Source organism: Paenibacillus sp. FSL R7-0273, from assembly GCF_000758625.1.
Taxonomy (GTDB): Bacteria; Bacillota; Bacilli; order Paenibacillales; family Paenibacillaceae; genus Paenibacillus_AQ.
The window spans coordinates 4,194,398-4,211,757 of the sequence record NZ_CP009283.1; the positions used below are offsets into that span (position 1 = coordinate 4,194,398).

Genomic DNA, 17,360 nt, shown 5'->3' on the forward strand with positions numbered 1-17,360 from the left:
GTTACGCCCTTTCTTTTTTTATGACCTGCTTGGGTGGTGTTGACATTTGCGGCCCACAGTGTTTTTATATTTTTAGGTCTATAAGTACGATTGCAGTACCGATCTTCAGGAGGATAAGGATGTCTAGACAATTTGTGACGGAAGCAGTCATGATCGCCATATACGGCCAGCTTCTCGTGCCGCAAAGCCCTGTGGAATATATTGTGCCCTACACAACGGTTATGGAGCTGTATGAGCTGCGGGACAGCGATGAGCCGCTGATGAACCGGGCCGATGATGATCTGCATGTCAAAAGCAAAATCCGTGAGCTGATCGCCTATTTCGAGGAGCCGCTTAATTCCAAGAAAATCAACCGCTGCCTGGCTGTTCCCTGGCAGAAGAGCTCCGGTATTCTGCTGGGTGAGCATGCACAGATTACAATCATCAACAGCATGGATAACGCAGCCTATGGCGAGGCCTTCGACCCGATCGAGACCGAGCTGCTGCTGACTTCCGTGCGCGAGAAATTACCCGTATTAACCGACCAGTTCGAGCTGATTCAGCGCATTATTGAGGGCGGTATTCCCGTCCAGGTGTATGATATTGACGATTTTGACTTTGCGATGGAGGAAGAAAGCTTCCGCAGCTCGCAATAATGCTTCAACATTGTATCCCCCGCTGCCCGCACAGCCGGCGTCCATTCTTTAGAATGGGCGCCCTCTTTTTATGTCCGCTTATATGCCTAATGAATCAGCTCGCCGTTCCGGTTAAGGATAGCGTCCTCCAATTCTTTATATACGCCGGAATGGGGGTCAGCATTGCTGCCTGACAGCCGCAGCTTCTTTAACCGGGGAAGCTCAAGGAGAAGGCCCGGATCGGAAAAGGAGGTTTTACATAAATCAAGCACCTCCAGACCCGTAAGTGTAGAAATGAAATCCCACGATTCCGGCTTAAGCTTCGTCAGGTCGAGATTCTTTAGGCTGTGCATTCCGGTCAATGGCTGCAAATCCTTTAACGGGGTTTCCCATATCCAGAGCAGCTCCAGCTGCGGAAACTGCTCCCGTATGCCCTCGATTGATTTCAGCTTGCTTTTTTCAAGGTACAGTGTCTTAAGGTTTGGACATACCCCCATATCGTGAACCTGCTCCACAGAGGAGCCCCTAAGCCGTATCTCCTCAATGCTGCCATGCCCGGAAAAGGGGCTTAAATCCGCCGCGGCAGCAAAATTGGCGTCAAGGACCCTCAGCTTCCGGAGCTCGGCGGCATAGGAAAGATCCGCCAGCTTTTTGGGGGCGATCAGCCTGATCTCCTCTACCTCCGGGAAAACTCGGAAGGAATCCAGGCTCTCCAGCTGGCAGGTTTGTCCGCCCAGAGACACCTGCTTCACGCCCTGATGGGGCGCAAAAGCCGGTATATTCACAATCTCATCAAAGCTCATGCTGACCGTCTCCAGGCTGTCCGGCAGAACCGTCTGGCTGTCATAATTATATTTCGAAAAGCTGACCGACTTTAGTGATTTAAGCGGAGCCAGCAGCTGGTCAGGCAGTGTATGCCGGACATAAAAGAGCTGGAGCGACTGCAGCTTCTTAAGCTTAGACAAGGCTTCGATATTCTTCTTAATCGTTGATTTGCTTATGAAGCTCAGGTGCTCCAGACTTTCAGCGGCCTCAAGACCGGCAAGATCGGGGATCGTCATGCTGGAGTCTGTGGTGCCGAATTCCAGCTTCTTGAGGCTGGTAAATTCTTTTAACGGCTCGTAGGTTGTGATCTTTCTGACTTGCAGCAGCTTCAGGGTATCCAGATCATAAAGGGAAGCAGGCTCATGAAACCAGGCGTACTTTTTATATTTCTGGGTGTATAAGGCAGCTTGCTCTGCAATAGCAGCTTTCGACTTGGAGTAATCCATTTCACGGCCTCCTAAGAATTAATATAAGTGCTTTAGCTATTGACACCTTAGCATAGTGCCACCTTCATAACAAACTCCCGGCTAACAGGCGCGCGCAGCAAAAAAATGGCGTCCATTCTATTTACCCTGAATGGACGCCACCTTGTTCTGATTATATTCCGCGTCTGTCTATTCGGCCTGACCGGCCACGGTCAGCGGCTGGTACACATACTCGATATCATCTTCCCCCGCTATATAAACGATGGACAGGCTGTAGCCCTCCATATACCAGAGATCCTGCTCCTCCATATAAAAAACAAGTCCTTCCTGCTCCGCCTTAACGGCAGGACGCGAGGGTGCTTCTGTGGCTATCCCCAGTGAAAACCCGGGATGCAGCCCTCCGCCCGAGCTGTAACGCGGAAATAAACGAATAGAATCCCCGCTCTGCAGGGCAAGCTCCTTCTTGAACCAGGCAGCCGCTTCCGGGCTGATTGTCATATCCATTTCTGCTTATGCACCTCCGTTTGTTTGATTATGAACCTTAACAGCCGGCAATATTCCAGATCAGCCGTTCCTTCTCTATGATACTCCCTCTTCGCAATTTGTTCAAAATTCTATTTGACATGTCTCAGATACTGATGATAAACTCTGAACATACGAAGCGTCTTGAAGTAATTACCAAAAATGAACGAAAGGGTGATCTCGGTGTTGACTATTGTACCAGTTGATTTTTACTTTTTTGTCGGCGACTATACACAACCTCATACCGAAGCAGCCCGAATAGTGGAAACCTTCTGAAGCAAGTACATCCACCGTACTTGAGTTCACCAGGCAAGTCTCTTCCATGTCTTCTGTGCTGCGCTAAAGCACCGTGGACATGATTATCACTGTATCTTACAGGCATATCATCCGGTTAACGGAGGGTATGCCTTTTTGCATGCTGTTAATGGACTTCCGCTATTTTCATCATCATTCAAAGACACATTCAACAACCGACAACAACACCCCAAACATGAAAGGAAGGGATTACCCTTGTTCTCCGTACTCCGCGATCTCGGCTGGTTTTTCCGCCGGGAGAAAAGGCGCTATTCCATCGGCCTGATTTTGCTTATTGTAGTTGGTGTAATGGAGCTGCTGCCTCCGCGTCTGCTTGGCAATGCCATCGACGAAATTGTCCGCGGCTCCATCACCACCGGGTCACTGCTGAAATACATCGGCGGTATCACCGGGATGATGCTGATTATTTACTGGATCACCTATGTCTGGATGCACAAGCTGTTCGGCGGCTCCAACCTGGTCGAGCGCCTGCTGCGTTCCCGGTTCATGAACCACCTGATGACGATGACCCCCTCTTTCTTTGAAAAAAACCGTACCGGCGACCTGATGGCCCGCGCCACCAATGATATCCGCGCCGTGGCGACCACCGTCGGCTTCGGGATGCTGACGCTTGTTGACTCCACCATCTATCTGAGTGTGGTCCTGCTGGCGATGGGCTTTCTGGTCAGCTGGAAGCTGACGCTTGCCGCAGTGCTGCCGCTGCCGCTGATTGCCATCGCAATGATTTTCTACGGCAAAGCAATCCACGACCGTTACAGCCTGGCCCAGGATGCCTTCGGGGATATGAATGACCAGGTGCTGGAGTCGGTATCCGGTGTGCGCGTTATCCGTGCCTATGTGCAGGAGCGGCTGGATGAGAAGCGTTTTGCAGATATTACTGAAGATGTGTACCGAAAAAATATGGCGGTTGCGCGCGTAGATGCCTTCTTTGAGCCGACAATCCGCTTCTGTGTGGGTCTGAGCTATATCATCGCACTTACATATGGCATCTATCTCGTATTCCGCAATCAGATCACGCTGGGCGACCTTGTCTCGTTCAATATGTATCTGGGGATGATTGTCTGGCCGATGTTCGCGATCGGCGAGCTGATCAACATCATGCAGCGCGGCAGTGCTTCACTTGAGCGGATCGACGAAACCACCAACACACGCCCGGATGTGGCAGATGTGGCCAGTCCGGTAGCGGTCGCTCAGCCAACCCGGATCGATTTCGAGGATGTAACCTTCCGTTATCCTACCTCCACTGTCGATAATTTGAGCGGAGTGAGCTTCACCTTGTCCCAGGGCCAGACGCTCGGTGTCGTCGGACGCACAGGCAGCGGGAAATCCACCCTGCTGAAGCAGCTGCTCCATGAATACCCGGCCGGCAAAGGTGATATCAGGATTGCTGATGTCCCAATTGAAAAGATCGCCCTCGACCAGCTGCACGGCTGGATGGGCTATGTTCCGCAGGAGCAGATCCTGTTCTCCAAATCCGTCCGTGAGAATATCCAGTTCGGCTATGACGAGGCCAGTGACGAGCGGATCATGCAGGCCATTACGGCTGCAGCCTTCCAGAACGATCTGGGCACCTTGTCCGACGGCCTGGATACGATGGTCGGCGAACGCGGCGTCTCCCTCTCCGGGGGCCAGAAGCAGCGCGTCTCGATCTCCAGAGCCTTTATCGCAAATCCGGATATTCTGATTCTCGACGATGCCCTCTCCGCTGTTGACGCACGGACCGAAGCCCGGATTATTGAGAATATCCGTGAGGAACGCGCCGGTAAAACGACGCTGATCTCCACCCACCGCCTCTCCGCTGTCGAGCACGCCGATCTGATTCTGGTGCTGGAGAACGGGCATATTATAGAGCGCGGTACGCATCAGGAGCTGCTTGAGCTGAACGGCTGGTACCGTGAGCAGTTCGACCGCCAGCAGGTGGAGAACAATCTGACCGGTGAATAAGGGCGGCGCAGGATGCCTTTCCCGAAATTTTATAACCCGAATTATAGCTTGGGACTTACAACCCTTTAGGAGGTGTCACCGTTGACACAGAGTACAGGCAAACGCCTGCTGCAGTATGCACTGACTGCCAAAAAAACCTTTATCGCAGCCCTTCTGCTGCTTACCATCGGCGTGGCCGCCGAGCTGGCCGGCCCGTTTATCGCCAAAAATATGATCGATAACCATCTGCTTGCCATTGAGCAGCCCTACTTCCAGACTGCCTCCCCTGAAGAGGCCGCTGTATATAACAATAACTATTACAAACGCGGCGACCGCTTTGCCGAGGGTGAAGCCAAGGGCCAGGAGGTCCGGCTGCTGCAGTCTGGCAGAAGCTTCTATTTCATCAATGAAGCCGTTGCCCAGGCAGAAGGCGAACGGACTTTTAAGGACGGGGCGCTGGAGGTCAAATACGGGGATGCAATCACTGTTTATCCTGCCGTGAAGCTGTCTTCAGATGAAGTGTTTGCTTTTTACAAGCCGGAGTTTCCCGGGATTTATGAGCTGGTAGGGCTGTATGCCATCTTCCTCGTCATCTCTATCCTTGCTGAGTTCGGCAAAACCTACTGGCTGCAGTCTTCGGCCAATCAGGTTATCCGCAAGCTTCGTACCGATGTATACGCCCATATCCAGCGGCTGCCGGTGCACTTTTTTGACAATCTGCCGGCGGGCAAGGTCGTCTCCCGGGTCACCAATGATACAGAGGCCGTCAAGGATCTGTTCATTGCCGTGCTGTCCAACTTTTTTACAGGAATTATCAACATCACCGGGGTGTATATCGCGCTCTTCCTGCTCGATGTGAAGCTTGGCCTGATCAGCTTGTTCATCGTGCCGATTATCGTGCTCTGGATCGTGCTTTACCGCAAAGTGGCGACCAAATACAATACAATCATCCGCTCGCGGCTGAGTGAGATTAATGCCATTATCAACGAATCCATCCAGGGGATGTCGATTATCCGGATTTTCCGCCGCCAGAAGCAGAGCCGCGCCGAATTCGAGCACCTGAACGATGATTATATGAAGTATCAGAACAAGATGCTTAACCTGAATGCCTTCACCTCACACAATCTGGTGAACACGCTGCGCAATCTCTCTTTTGTACTGGTGTTGTGGTACTTCGGCTTTGGAAGCCTAGGCGGCTCCACCTTTGTATCGCTGGGTGTGCTGTATGCCTTTGTCGATGTGCTCGGACGGATGTTCCAGCCGATTACCGGGATGGTGAACCAGCTGGCCAACCTGGACAGCTCGATGGTCTCCGCAGGCCGTGTCTTCACCCTGATGGACGAACCGGGAGAACCGGTTACCGACGGCTCGATGCCGCGTTACAGGGGAAAGGTCGAATTCAACAACGTATCCTTTGCCTACAAAAAGGATTTCGTGCTGAAGGACATTTCCTTCGAGGCACGCCCCGGCGAAACTGTAGCCCTGGTCGGACATACCGGCTCCGGTAAAAGCTCGATCATTAATCTGCTGTTCCGCTTCTATGATCCGCAGCGCGGCGGCATTACGATTGACGGCCAGGAGGTCACCTCCATTCCCAAGCAGTGGCTGCGCAGCCATATGGGGATTGTGCTGCAGGACCCTTACCTCTTCACTGGCACCATTGCGTCCAACGTCAGCCTTGGCGATGAACGGATCAGCCGGGAGCGCGTGGAACGCGCGCTGCGTGAAGTCGGTGCGGATAAGCTGCTGGGCCATCTGCCGCAGGGCTTTGACGAGCCGGTAGTAGAGAAAGGCAGCACGCTGTCTGCCGGACAGCGCCAGCTGATCTCCTTCGCGCGGGCGCTCTCGTTCGATCCGGCGATTCTCATCCTGGATGAAGCGACCTCCAATATCGATACGGAGACCGAGAGCCTTATTCAGGAAGCGCTGGAGGTGCTGAAGAAAGGCCGCACCACCTTCATCATCGCCCACCGCCTGTCGACCATCCGCAGTGCAGACCAGATTCTGGTGCTGCATCACGGCGAGATTGTCGAGCGCGGCAGCCATGAGGAGCTGATGGCGCTGGAAGGCCGTTACTACCGGATGTACCAGCTGCAGCTTGGAGCAGGTGCCGCAGGCGGGGCGCAGGCGGCTGACGCTGCTGCACTGGCTAAGCCGGCAGCTGTTCTGCAGCCGTCGCTGAAGCACAGCTAACCTTTTGATTAGGACCCCCGACAGCCTGAGTGCTGCCGGGGTTTTTTTGGCACTTGAATACGGAACATCCGTTCGGATATAATGGGAAATAATACATAATATGCGGGGTGGCAAGAAGATGATTACCTATTCACTCAGCAAGCGGCAGGCCAGACAGTTCCTGCTGCTGCACCAGCGGCTGGTTCCCGGCATGCTGCCGGGCGGCAAGCAGAGCATCTATGATTATGTCCGCCATGCCGGCTGTATCCAGTATGATCCGCTCAGCATTGCGGGGCACAATCACGAGCTGGTGCTGCAGGCGCGGATTCCGGATTTTGTTCCTGCCATGGCTAATGAGCTGCTGTACAGGGACCGGCTGCTGATTGACGGCTGGGACAAGAACATGTCCATTTACTGCACGGAGGACTGGCCTTATTTCAGCCGCCTGCGCGAGGCTGCAGCGTCAAGGCATCAGAGGGAGGAGCTGCTGCTGCAGACGATGGAGCAGGTGCGCGGAGCGCTTGAAGCCCGCGGCCCCCTCTCCTCGCTTGATCTGGAAGGCAAAGAGAAGATGAACTGGGCCTGGGCTCCGGCGAGAGTTACCCGTGCTGCGCTGGAGACGATGTATTTCCGGGGCGAGGTATCTGTTCACCACCGGGTGCATACACGCCGCTACTATGATTTTACGGCCAGACTGCTGCCGGAGCATCTGCTGAAGGCAGTGGAGCCGAATCCGCTGCCTGAACAGTATCATGACTGGTATGTGCTGCGCCGGATCGGCAGCATCGGGCTGCAGTGGAACAGATCCGGTGACGGCTGGCTGGGCATTTCCGGGTTAAAGAGCAAGGAAAGAACTGCTGCTGTGGAACGTCTGCTGCTGAATGACAGCATCCGCGAGGTGCGTGTAGAGGATGTGAAGCTGCCGCTGTATATGCGGACGGAGGATGCTCACGTACTGGAGGCTATACTTGCCGGGAATACTCCTGACGGAGGCGGTTCTGCTGAGGAGGATACATTTGCCGCTGTGCTGGCTCCGCTCGACAATCTGCTGTGGGACAGAGAGCTGATCCGCCAGCTGTTCGGCTTTCAGTACCGCTGGGAGGTATATAAGCCGGCTGCCGAGCGGGAATACGGCTACTATGTGCTGCCCCTGCTCTACGGCGACCGGTTTATTGCCCGGCTGGAGCCGGTGATGAACAAGAAGAGCGGGGTGCTGAATATTGTCCGCTGGTGGTGGGAGCCCGGCGAGGCTTTGACAGCCGCGATGATTCCGGTGCTGGCCGGAGCCATATCCAGTCTGGCACACTGTAATATGGCCGGCAGTGTCGCTTTTTCACCGGAGGTCATCGGGGGCAGCGGTCTAGGTCAGCTGGAGGCGGCCGTTCACCGGCTGTGCAGCAGCCCTATTCAATGAACCGCTCTTCTTCCAGACCGAGCTTGGCATACATCTCCGTGCAATAGCCCTGCAGCTTGATCTCCAATCTGCTGGCTTTATTCTTGAACCGTTTCAGCTCACGGATCATGTGCGCCCTGCCCGCCGGAGTAAAGGTCTGCTGAATGCGTTCCTTGAAATAATCATGCACAATATGATTACGCTGCTTCCATACGTCCTGCAGCTGATTTGTCTCTTCCGCCGAGAAAGGAAAATGATGCTGGATTTCTTTGATGAGCTGGCCGAGTGAATTACTGAGCTTGCGCTGATACAAATCAGTGAGATCTGCTTCTGTGGGTGTCTTTCCCTGAGACAGCTTTGTGAGCAGCAGCAGATTGGTCAGCTGCTGCTCCAGAGCTTGACAATAGTAAACTGCCAGTCCGAAATAAGCAAATAGCTCTTTGGATTGTTCACTCTCCGGAATTTGTGTATCCTTCATCTTTCCTCCCGCCTGTTCACTCTTTATTGATTTATTGTCTCATAAATGCCTGCCATAATCCATGCGTCCGGAGCGGTACAGATAAAATGCGCTGAGCAGCAGGATATAAGCCATTGCATGGGCAAATGTCCCCAGCAGCCCGGGAAGGGAACGCTCCTCCGCGTGCATCATGGCATCCATCAGCAGCGCTGCCGGCGGCAGGAGCAGCGGCACAAGCGGGCCGGGGATAAGGTCAGCCAGCTTCAGGCCGCTGACGGATAATATCAGGATGATCAGCAGCAGGCCTGTGGCATAGCTGGCTTTGGGTACCCAGGATGTCTGCAGAAACAGTGAAAGTGAGACCCCGAGCATACCCAGCAGCAGATGTCCGGCGAAAGCCAGTGCTATCCGGTAAATGCCGGCTGGCTCGGCAAAGCTGCCCGTAAGGACCGGATACATTACAGCCAGCATAGCCAGCACCGATGTCAGCACAGCCAGAGTCAATATGCCGCCCAGACTGTATTTTACACTGCTGCGCAACTGTACAATGGTTACCTGCCGCTGTACCGCCTGTTCATGATTAAGGAAGCTTATGCCCAGCCAGGCGCAGCCGATGAACAGTATGATGCCGGTTGCAGCATAGCTGCTCATAACCGGGTTGGGCTTATATGTATACAGAAATAATACGAAGATGATTATTGCCGCTACAGGTGCAAAATAACGCTGCGAGGTCGAATAGCTTTTTAGCATATAGGCAATCAGCGTTCTCATCCGGCATTCTCCTCCACCTTCTGCTTCGGATCCATCCACTCTTCAAGCAGGCTGCGCCCGCTCCGGTGCTCTACCGAAATGACCGAGCCCCCTTGCCGGAGAATGCACCGCAAAAAATCATCTGCAGAAGCTGTATCAACTATCCATTCTGTGCATTTGGGGGCCATGAGCGTCTGAACCGGCCGGGCAGCTATGAATCCGGGGAGGCCTGTCATCCGCTGCTGCTCATGTTCCGCCAGTTCAGTGCATACGAGATAAGAGGAGGACTCCCCCCGCAGCTTGTCTGCACTAGTAACCATCACCGTCCTGCCGGCCTGAAGCACATGCACTCCGGCCTCCAGCGCCTCCACGCATAGCGGCTCATGGACGGACAATACCAGCGCTGTTCCCTTTCGTTTAAGCTCCTGCAGGCGGTCGATTAGCGTATATTGAGCCGGCAGATCAAGACCGGACAACGGCTCGTCCAGCAGCAGCAGCTGCGGTTCACCCAGCAGGCTCTGAATGAGGTTCACTTTCTGCAGCATTCCCTTGGAGAAGCTGACTACAGGCTCCTTACGGAACGGCTGCAGATGAAAGGCCTCCAGCAATTCTGTAATCTGCCGCTCCAGCGGGGCAGGCGGGATGCCGCTGATCCGCCCCATGTGACGCAGGTATTGCTCAGCCGGCAGCTTGGTTCCTGTAAAGGCTTCAGGCGCATAACCTATTCTGAGGCGGGGCGGAGACTGCCGTAGAACACCTGAGGACAGCTTCAGAAGACCGGCCATTACAGCCAGCAGTGTGCTCTTGCCCGAGCCGTTACGGCCGATCAGCGCTGTAGCCGTTCCCTCCTCAACGCTGAGGGAGACTTCATTCAGGACAGCTCTGCGTCCATATATTTTGGTGACACCGGATAATGTGATTAGCGTATTTGATGAGACCATACCGTTTCTCTCTCCTTCTGCGCAGACACAGGTACAGAGCGGACCCTGCAGCGTTGTCTGCCGTCTACTGTAAATATTCGCCGGATTATCCCCTTCCTCCTGTCCGCACAAAAAAACCAGAACCCGGCAGCAAGCCTGCTGCAACGTTCTGGTCTTATATCAGCTTCATTTCATTAGGCGTATACTTCAACAGCACCGCTGATCAGACGGCAGGCCATTGCAGCACTGCGGCAGGCATCAATACACTCCTGGCAATGAGTCTGCATATGCTTGCTGCTCTCATCGGCACAGCGCTCACAGATTTCCGCACACAGCCGCAGAATCTCCGCCACAAACGGGCTTTGCCGGGTCATTGCCTGAACAGCGTAGGAACAAATATCTGCACATTCACGGTCAAGACGGATGCTCTCGCGGAGCGAGGCAAGATCATATTCCTTCAGGCTGGAGACATAGCTGTAGTTACAGGCGTTCATACATTTAATACATGCGTCGATGCATTCCTGATATTGAATTCGGGTCATAGCCTTAAACCTCCTGCAATTCGAATAGGGTATGCCTATGTATTAACCTGCAAGAAAAGGAACGAACCAGTCCAAAAATAGCCTAAAGGCTTCTTCTGACTGCGGAAGGCCGGCTGAACAACCGCTTCTCCAGCTGTAAAAGCCCATCGCGCAGCTCTCCGGACGAGAAATGCTCGCCGATGAATACAGCCACATCCGGCACATCCCCCTGCGGGGTAATTTTCATAAAATCGGCTTCCCGGTAGGCATACTGGAATAAAAACCGGCTGGCCGTGTCGCTGAACGTAATGATTCCCTTGGCACGGTATACGTCGCGCGGCAGCTCCTTCACGAACCGTTCAAACTCCTCGCTGTTCACGGCATTTTTGAAATAATGGGTATACGCCATAACGTGGTCATGGGTCCGGTGTGCTTTACCCGGTTGTCCGGCAGCTTCTTCCTTACTAAGTACAGCATCACCGGAAGCCTCCTGGTCCTCGCTTCCGCCATCCAAATGTACGCCGCCCAGACCGCCAAGCAGGGACTCCGGATCAAGCGCACAGCGCACAGCCGGCAGAATCCCGGCATAGGCATTCCATTTCCGCAGCACCGCCGAAATTTCCGCAGCCTCCTCCGCACTCACTCTGTCTGTTTTGTTCAGAATCAGCACCGAGGCGCAGCGGATCTGCTCCTGCATGAGCCGGTAGGTAGCCCCCTGCTGTGAGCGGTACAGCTCCAGCAGATGTGCGGTATCGACGACGGTAATCAGCCCCTTCAGCTCCACCTGCTGATACAGCGAGGTTTCGGTCACCGCATCGACGATTTCGAGCGGGTTCGCAGCGCCGGTAGCTTCAATAACCACAACATCAGGCGCTTCCTTTTTGACAAGTGTAGTCAGCTCTGTGCTGAGATCGCCGCGGCTTGTGCAGCAGATGCAGCCGCCCAGCATCTCCGCCATAGGGACCTCCTGCTCGACCAGGAGACCGTCCAGATTAACCTCCCCCAGCTCATTCATGATAACCGCCGGACGCAGCCCCTGGCCTTTCCAGTGATCCAGCAGCCGCTGCAGCAGTGTAGTTTTACCGCTTCCCAGAAACCCGGATAATATATAAACCGGCAATGCCTGTTGTTCCATGCTTCATCGCTCCCCCAAAAATTCCGTATGGTAGCGAGTGTACTACAGTCTGACTGCACAAGCAAGGCACACAACGGCGCACCTCTTTCAATTGAAATTTTTATTGCATTTACAACAATATTATTTTTGTTTATACTTTGTAGATGATTTATATGTGCAGAAAGGATTGAGGACAAAATGAACGTACAGGTTATTGCATTACCTGAAGAGCTTGAAGCTGCATTTTCAATAAGAAAGCGGGTCTTTGTTGAGGAACAGGGGGTACCTCTTGCTGATGAATTCGATGAATTCGATACACTGGAGGGCAAATGCCGGCATGTACTGGCTTATGCTGACGGACAGCCAGCAGGAACAGGGCGGATCCGCGCTTTTGACGGAAAAGGAAAGCTGGAGCGTATCTGTATTCTTGAGCCGTACCGCAAAGCCGGAATCGGCAAGGAGATTATCGCCATTCTCGAGAAGCTGGCAGACGAACAGGGCTTCACCGGAGTCAAGCTGCATGGCCAGACACAGGCCAGGGGCTTTTATGAAAAGCTGGGGTACCAGGTCTCATCCGCAGAATTTATGGAAGACGGCATCCCGCATGTTTTGATGACAAAGGCTTTTTCCGTATCTCCGGTATGAACAGCCCGCGCGTAACGGCAGGCGCTTTGTTCGTCGGCGGGCTGTTCATACTAACGCTTGGAATCTCCTTGACCATACAATCCGGCCTTGGGGCATCTCCGTTTGATGCAACCCTGGTCGGGCTTTCCGGAAATGTCGGGCTGACCGTCGGAAGCTGGGAAATTCTGATTGCCGTGCTGCTGCTGATTGGTAACACCTGCCTGTCCCGGTCGCGGCCTGAGGTTCTGGGCCTGGCTACTGCTTTTGTAACCGGCCTGGGAATCGATATGTGGCTGTTTCTGCTGAGTAGCCGGATTGAACCTGAGCTGCTTGGCGGCAAAGTGGTTTGCTTTGTAATAGGCTTAATCGTCACAGGATTGGGCACTGCCGTATATCTGCACGCCAAATTTGCACCTTCCCCTTTAGACCGGTTAACGTTATTATTACAAAAGCTGACGGGACGCAGCATCTTTTTTACCCGGACCCTCCTGTATGTGGTGTTCCTGCTGACGGCTTTTATTTTTAACGGTCCTGTCGGGATCGGGACGCTGCTGACGGTTTGTCTGGGCGGCTTCATTCTGAATTTTTTCATGCCGGTTGTACAGAAGGCTCTCGACAGGAATGCTATGAAGCAGCCCTTATAAATTTGGAGAATATGGGTAAATAAGAGGATAAGGAACAGACTTGGATGTTAGGAGTGGATACAATGTCATCTGTCGATGAGCACCGCAAGCAAGCCCCGCAGACTGTAGCCTGTTACGTTATTACGGTCTCCGATACCCGGACAGCGGAAACGGACACCGGCGGCCAGCTTCTGGCCTCTATGCTTGAAGAAGCCGGCTATCAGGTTGTAGGGCGCACTATTGTAAAAGATGATTATGAGGAAATCCGCGAGCTGGTCTACAAAAGCTCCGTTCATTCCGGCATCGAGGCGGTGCTGCTGACCGGCGGTACCGGTATTTCTCCCCGTGATACCACCTATGAGGCAGTGGCCTCGCTGCTGGACAAATCGCTGCCGGGCTTCGGCGAGATTTTCCGGCTGCTCAGCTTCACAGAGGATATCGGCTCCGCCGCCATTCTCAGCCGGGCCATCGCCGGCACGATCGGCAACACCGCCGTCTTCTCGATGCCCGGCTCTACAGGCGCGATCAGGCTCGCTATGAGCCGGCTGATTGTGCCGGAGCTGCGCCATGTGATGCGGGAGATTTATAAGAAGGAATAGCTGAACGTATAAACAGGCCGGGAACGCATCCGTCGATGCAGCTACCGGCCTGTTTAATGTGCAGGGCATACTCAGGCGGCTAATGGGCGGCATGCAGCCCGCTCAGCAGCTGATCCAGCAGCGCCTTTATCTTCTCGGTATACTTGCCCTTCTCCTTGTCCAAAGAGGTATAGAGCCTTGCAGCAGGGATTTCTGATAACCGTTCCATACGTCCAGAGGACTTGATATAGGCTTGCTGGTGGTTACCTTTAGCTTCTGTGCTTGCTGTACCTGCTGTATCTGCTATCCCGGCAGCCAGTGCAGCCGCCAGCAATATAATCGGGACTCTCATCTCATCTTCCTCCCAGCGGGATATTTATAGGATTAGAATGGCTGAGAGAAACGGTAATTATGCAAGCTTGATTTATCTGTAGATAACAAATCCCAACCAGGCTATTCTCCCGGCGGCTCATCATGAACATCCGTATCCGGCTCTGTTATCACCCAGCCGGTGAACTCCACCCTCAGTCCGGGTCTGGTCGGGGCACAGAGCATCGGGCCGGCCTGTACCTGGGACGTATAGGGAAATCTGGCGACCCTGAGCGTACGCCAGGGGTGCCCGTCGGTTCTGGCTCTGATAATTACCGCATCCTTCAGGCGTGAGGCACGGATCGTAATGGTCCGGCCGGCCCATTCCGGTACAGGTGACAGAGACCAGTCTGAATATTGATCCGTCACAACAGCGCCTGCATGCGGCACGCCGTCATTGATTTCGATCCCGGCCTTAATCCACTGCAGCGGGCTGTGCCACAGCATTATGCCTGCCTGATCGTACAGCTCGGTAAGGCTTCCCGCAGCAAAGCTGACCTCCACTGCGGTCCCTTCTTCCCATGCCGAGAGCAGCGCATGCCCGTTATTATGCTGGAATCCGTACATCGTTTTCTGCCAGTAATCACTGCCCTCCACTGCCTGAACAATCAGCTTACCGTTCTGGTCCGCTACAGAATGTGGTTCATTACTCCAGATGCCAGCCTGCCAGTCCACCTTTTTCATTACCTGCACGCTCCTTTACCGGATTTAATTGAATGAATTGCCGAAGCTTAACAGTACCCATTATTAATGCTACTCTATCAAATTCGGCTGAAAATGCAGCTTTCCTTCATCCCCGCAAGTGAAAACTTCTCTGCAGGCAAAAACACAGCCTGACAGAGCTCTGTCAGGCTGTGAATAATTATGCTACAGGATTGCGGATGCTGCTTACAAATCAGGGTGCTCATGCTTGGCTTTTAGCTTGCTCCAGCGGCGCTGAACCTCGCCCTCAAAGCTGCGCAGGGCAGGCTCATTCTCAGGCTTGAGCAGATGGCGGGTTTTACCCATCGTCTTCAGCCAGGCAGATACTTCTACCCGCTTATTCTTGTCTTCAGGATTGTAGGTGATATTGGTAACACCCTGCTCCACCTCATACAGCGGGAAGAAACAGGATTCGACAGCCAGGGATACAATATTAGTCCCTTCCTTGTCATCGCTCATCCAGTTCAGCGGGCAGGCGATCAGAATCTTGCCGTAGACCAGACCTTCATTCTGTGCATACCACTGTGCCTTCGCTGCTTTCTTGAGCAGATCCTGCGGGTAAGCCTCACAGCCGGTGAACACATAAGGAATGTTGGTAGCCGCCATAATCTGGGCAGTATCCTTGTGCTGTGTAACCTTACCCTGCTGGGTTTTGCCGATGCTCGAAGTCGAAGTACGGTGACCTAGCGGAGTCGAATAGGACTGCTGGGCTCCGGTGTTCATATAGCCTTCGTTATCATACTCGACGATAATCATTTTGTGTCCGCGCAGGGCGGCACCGATTGCAGGCCCCATACCGATATCCATACCGCCGTCGCCGGTAACCATTACGAAGGTAAAGTCCTCTTTCAGACCCAGTCCGTCCAGCTCGCCGCGGCGTTTGCGTTCCCAGAACATCTCTACTACACCGGACAGTGTAGCCGCACCGTTCTGGAACAGATTGTGGATGAACGTCGATTTATGGGAGGAATACGGATAACCTGTCGTTGTAACCATGGCGCAGCCTGTATGGTACAGCGCAACGATATCCCCTTCAATGCCTCTGAAGAACAGCTCAAGACCGGAGAAAATACCGCAGCCCGGACATGCGCCGTGACCCGGTGACAGACGTCTCGGCTTCTTCATCAGACTGCGTACAGGCGGAACCTTAACGGCCAGCTTGCCGGTTTCTTCATTCTTGGTGACCGTGATCAGGCCTGATTTCAATGCGTCGAAATCCATCGGCTTCAGCAGGCGCTTAGGCGCTTTGTCCGGCTCGCCCGGATTGTGACCGTAGTAATCGAAGGGCACTTCCACACGGTCGGCAACAACTGCATCCATAGCCAGCTGGAAGAAGTGATGGCCGTCCTCAGCGTAGAAGTCCTTACCGCCCAGGCCGTAAATCCGGCTGATTACCTTGGTTGTTGTATTGCCATAGGTGAACAGGGCTGCCTTGATTTCATTAACCATGTTACCGCCGTGTCCGCCGACGGAGTCAGCACGGTCACCGACAGTAATAGCTTTCACATTCTTCAATGCTTCGGCAATCTGCTTCTGCGGGAACGGGCGGATCATATTCGGTGAAATCGCTCCGGCCTTAATGCCCTGCAGACGCAGCTGGTCAACGACATCCTTGATGATCTCGGACGCCGAGTTCATCAGGAAGACGGCAACATCAGCATCATCCATCCGGTACTGCTCGATCATCTCATAGCGGCGGCCGGTCAGCTCAGCAAATTCCTGGGCAATCTCTTCAAACACCTCACCGGCATTATACATTGCTACAGACTGCTGGTAACGGTTGTTAATATAATCCGGCTCATTCATGTAAGGACCGACGGTAACCGGGTTGTTGCGGTCAAGCGTATCTGTAAAGCCTGCCGGCGGCTGTTCGCCTACGAATTTGTGTACATCCTCACGGTGTGCAAAAGCCTGCACACGGCGCTTCTGGTGTGAGGTGAAATATCCGTCGGAAGCAACCATTACCGGAAGACGGACCTTCGCATGTTCTGCCAGCTTCAGTGCCATCAGATTCATGTCGTAGACCGATTGCGGGTCACGGCACATCAGAATCGGCCAGCCGGTATTGAGTGCAAAATACAAATCGGAGTGATCACCGTGAATATTCAGCGGGCCTGAGATCGAACGGCAGACCAGGTTCATAACCATAGGCATACGCGTACCTGCCTGTACGGGCAGCTGCTCCAGCATGAACATGTAGCCTTGTGCGCTGGTTGCGTTGAATACGCGTCCGCCCGCAGTCGAGGCACCGTAGCAGATCCCCGCCGAGCTGTGTTCACCGTCTGATGGCACAAGCATAATATCGTGCTGCCCGCTCGCCTTCATTGTATCGAGGAACTGGGCTACCTCGGTCGACGGCGAGATCGGGAAGTATCCCATAACATGATAATTGATCTGGTGCGCAGCATAAGCTGCCATTTCATTGCCTGATTCATAGAGGAATTTCTGCTCTACCTTGGAAGAGCCTATTTCTTTTTCATAATCAATAGCCATTGTTCATTCCGCCCTTCTTA

At 53.7% G+C, this 17,360-nt stretch carries 17 protein-coding genes; 7 read left to right on the plus strand and 10 right to left on the minus strand.

All coding sequences use genetic code 11. The annotated features are described in order from the left end of the window. Window positions 1-119 precede the first annotated feature (119 nt). The gene (locus R70723_RS17800) at window positions 120-635 is read left to right on the plus strand and encodes a hypothetical protein (protein ID WP_039873895.1); all 516 of its coding nucleotides are present in this window, start codon (window positions 120-122) and stop codon (window positions 633-635) included. A gap of 86 nt (window positions 636-721) precedes the next feature. Here the strand turns inward: R70723_RS17800 and R70723_RS17805 are convergent, their stop codons facing one another. Then, window positions 722-1,885: a leucine-rich repeat domain-containing protein gene (locus tag R70723_RS17805; protein WP_039873898.1), complete on the minus strand. Its 1,164-nt coding sequence runs from the start codon at window positions 1,883-1,885 to the stop codon at window positions 722-724. A 168-nt stretch (window positions 1,886-2,053) separates the two neighbouring features. Continuing rightward, a complete protein-coding gene (locus R70723_RS17810; RefSeq protein WP_039873902.1) occupies window positions 2,054-2,368 on the minus strand; it encodes a HesB/YadR/YfhF family protein in 315 nt (104 codons plus the stop codon). Between the two features lie 528 nt (window positions 2,369-2,896). Between R70723_RS17810 and R70723_RS17815 the strand changes: the two genes are divergently transcribed. From R70723_RS17815 to R70723_RS17825, 3 genes are all read left to right on the plus strand, one after another. Then, entirely contained in the window at window positions 2,897-4,645 is a 1,749-nt protein-coding gene (locus R70723_RS17815; RefSeq protein ID WP_039873903.1) for an ABC transporter ATP-binding protein, read from the plus strand. Between the two features lie 81 nt (window positions 4,646-4,726). Then, entirely contained in the window at window positions 4,727-6,817 is a 2,091-nt protein-coding gene (locus R70723_RS17820; RefSeq protein ID WP_144026995.1) for an ABC transporter ATP-binding protein, read from the plus strand. Between the two features lie 118 nt (window positions 6,818-6,935). Then, window positions 6,936-8,210: a winged helix-turn-helix domain-containing protein gene (locus R70723_RS17825; RefSeq protein ID WP_039873907.1), complete on the plus strand. Its 1,275-nt coding sequence runs from the start codon at window positions 6,936-6,938 to the stop codon at window positions 8,208-8,210. Here the strand turns inward: R70723_RS17825 and R70723_RS17830 are convergent. The 5 genes from R70723_RS17830 to R70723_RS17850 form a co-directional block, all read right to left on the minus strand. Further along, window positions 8,200-8,667 (minus strand): hypothetical protein, encoded by a 468-nt coding sequence (locus R70723_RS17830; RefSeq protein WP_039873909.1) that lies wholly within the window; start codon window positions 8,665-8,667, stop codon window positions 8,200-8,202. The two genes, R70723_RS17825 and R70723_RS17830, sit on opposite strands and share 11 nt — an antisense overlap. 39 nt (window positions 8,668-8,706) lie before the next feature. Continuing rightward, entirely contained in the window at window positions 8,707-9,417 is a 711-nt protein-coding gene (locus R70723_RS17835; RefSeq protein WP_039873910.1) for a hypothetical protein, read from the minus strand. Next, complete coding sequence (locus R70723_RS32150; RefSeq protein ID WP_052421373.1) at window positions 9,414-10,337, minus strand: ATP-binding cassette domain-containing protein; 924 nt, start codon at window positions 10,335-10,337, stop codon at window positions 9,414-9,416. The genes R70723_RS17835 and R70723_RS32150 overlap by 4 nt, the downstream gene beginning before the upstream one ends. 173 nt (window positions 10,338-10,510) lie before the next feature. Further along, a complete protein-coding gene (locus tag R70723_RS17845) occupies window positions 10,511-10,858 on the minus strand; it encodes a four-helix bundle copper-binding protein (protein WP_039873911.1) in 348 nt (115 codons plus the stop codon). 82 nt (window positions 10,859-10,940) lie between these two features. After that, window positions 10,941-11,972, minus strand: a complete 1,032-nt coding sequence (locus R70723_RS17850; RefSeq protein WP_039873913.1) for a CobW family GTP-binding protein — start codon at window positions 11,970-11,972, stop codon at window positions 10,941-10,943. Window positions 11,973-12,149: 177 nt separating this feature from the next. Between R70723_RS17850 and R70723_RS17855 the strand changes: the two genes are divergently transcribed. From R70723_RS17855 to R70723_RS17865, 3 genes are all read left to right on the plus strand, one after another. Beyond that, window positions 12,150-12,596 (plus strand): GNAT family N-acetyltransferase, encoded by a 447-nt coding sequence (locus R70723_RS17855; RefSeq protein WP_039873915.1) that lies wholly within the window; start codon window positions 12,150-12,152, stop codon window positions 12,594-12,596. Then, window positions 12,593-13,219 carry a YczE/YyaS/YitT family protein gene (locus R70723_RS17860; protein WP_039873917.1) on the plus strand — a complete coding sequence of 209 codons (627 nt, stop codon included), beginning with the start codon at window positions 12,593-12,595 and terminating at the stop codon, window positions 13,217-13,219. The genes R70723_RS17855 and R70723_RS17860 overlap by 4 nt, the downstream gene beginning before the upstream one ends. Window positions 13,220-13,281: 62 nt before the next feature. Then, the gene (locus R70723_RS17865) at window positions 13,282-13,797 is read left to right on the plus strand and encodes a MogA/MoaB family molybdenum cofactor biosynthesis protein (RefSeq protein ID WP_039873918.1); all 516 of its coding nucleotides are present in this window, start codon (window positions 13,282-13,284) and stop codon (window positions 13,795-13,797) included. 79 nt (window positions 13,798-13,876) lie between these two features. On the opposite strand, the gene R70723_RS17870 is transcribed toward R70723_RS17865, so the two are convergent. From R70723_RS17870 to R70723_RS17880, 3 genes are all read right to left on the minus strand, one after another. Further along, window positions 13,877-14,128, minus strand: coding sequence for a hypothetical protein (locus R70723_RS17870; RefSeq protein ID WP_039873920.1), 252 nt, complete (start codon window positions 14,126-14,128; stop codon window positions 13,877-13,879). A 101-nt stretch (window positions 14,129-14,229) separates the two neighbouring features. Continuing rightward, window positions 14,230-14,829 carry a DUF1349 domain-containing protein gene (locus tag R70723_RS17875; protein WP_039873921.1) on the minus strand — a complete coding sequence of 200 codons (600 nt, stop codon included), beginning with the start codon at window positions 14,827-14,829 and terminating at the stop codon, window positions 14,230-14,232. Window positions 14,830-15,033: 204 nt separating this feature from the next. Further along, window positions 15,034-17,340 (minus strand): thiamine pyrophosphate-dependent enzyme, encoded by a 2,307-nt coding sequence (locus R70723_RS17880; RefSeq protein WP_039873922.1) that lies wholly within the window; start codon window positions 17,338-17,340, stop codon window positions 15,034-15,036. Window positions 17,341-17,360: the final 20 nt, after the last annotated feature.

Bases quoted from the DNA above. Each gene is read 5' to 3' on its own strand.
- R70723_RS17830 (WP_039873909.1), bottom strand. From the start codon at position 8,667: ATGAAGGATACACAAATTCCGGAGAGTGAACAATCCAAAGAGCTATTT.
- R70723_RS17850 (WP_039873913.1), bottom strand. From the start codon at position 11,972: ATGGAACAACAGGCATTGCCGGTTTATATATTATCCGGGTTTCTGGGA.
- R70723_RS17855 (WP_039873915.1), top strand. From the start codon at position 12,150: ATGAACGTACAGGTTATTGCATTACCTGAAGAGCTTGAAGCTGCATTT.
- R70723_RS17845 (WP_039873911.1), bottom strand. From the start codon at position 10,858: ATGACCCGAATTCAATATCAGGAATGCATCGACGCATGTATTAAATGT.
- R70723_RS17805 (WP_039873898.1), bottom strand. From the start codon at position 1,885: ATGGATTACTCCAAGTCGAAAGCTGCTATTGCAGAGCAAGCTGCCTTA.
- R70723_RS32150 (WP_052421373.1), bottom strand. From the start codon at position 10,337: ATGGTCTCATCAAATACGCTAATCACATTATCCGGTGTCACCAAAATA.
- R70723_RS17800 (WP_039873895.1), top strand. From the start codon at position 120: ATGTCTAGACAATTTGTGACGGAAGCAGTCATGATCGCCATATACGGC.
- R70723_RS17870 (WP_039873920.1), bottom strand. From the start codon at position 14,128: ATGAGAGTCCCGATTATATTGCTGGCGGCTGCACTGGCTGCCGGGATA.
- R70723_RS17810 (WP_039873902.1), bottom strand. From the start codon at position 2,368: ATGGATATGACAATCAGCCCGGAAGCGGCTGCCTGGTTCAAGAAGGAG.
- R70723_RS17835 (WP_039873910.1), bottom strand. From the start codon at position 9,417: ATGAGAACGCTGATTGCCTATATGCTAAAAAGCTATTCGACCTCGCAG.
- R70723_RS17825 (WP_039873907.1), top strand. From the start codon at position 6,936: ATGATTACCTATTCACTCAGCAAGCGGCAGGCCAGACAGTTCCTGCTG.
- R70723_RS17865 (WP_039873918.1), top strand. From the start codon at position 13,282: ATGTCATCTGTCGATGAGCACCGCAAGCAAGCCCCGCAGACTGTAGCC.
- R70723_RS17875 (WP_039873921.1), bottom strand. From the start codon at position 14,829: ATGAAAAAGGTGGACTGGCAGGCTGGCATCTGGAGTAATGAACCACAT.
- R70723_RS17860 (WP_039873917.1), top strand. From the start codon at position 12,593: ATGAACAGCCCGCGCGTAACGGCAGGCGCTTTGTTCGTCGGCGGGCTG.
- R70723_RS17880 (WP_039873922.1), bottom strand. From the start codon at position 17,340: ATGGCTATTGATTATGAAAAAGAAATAGGCTCTTCCAAGGTAGAGCAG.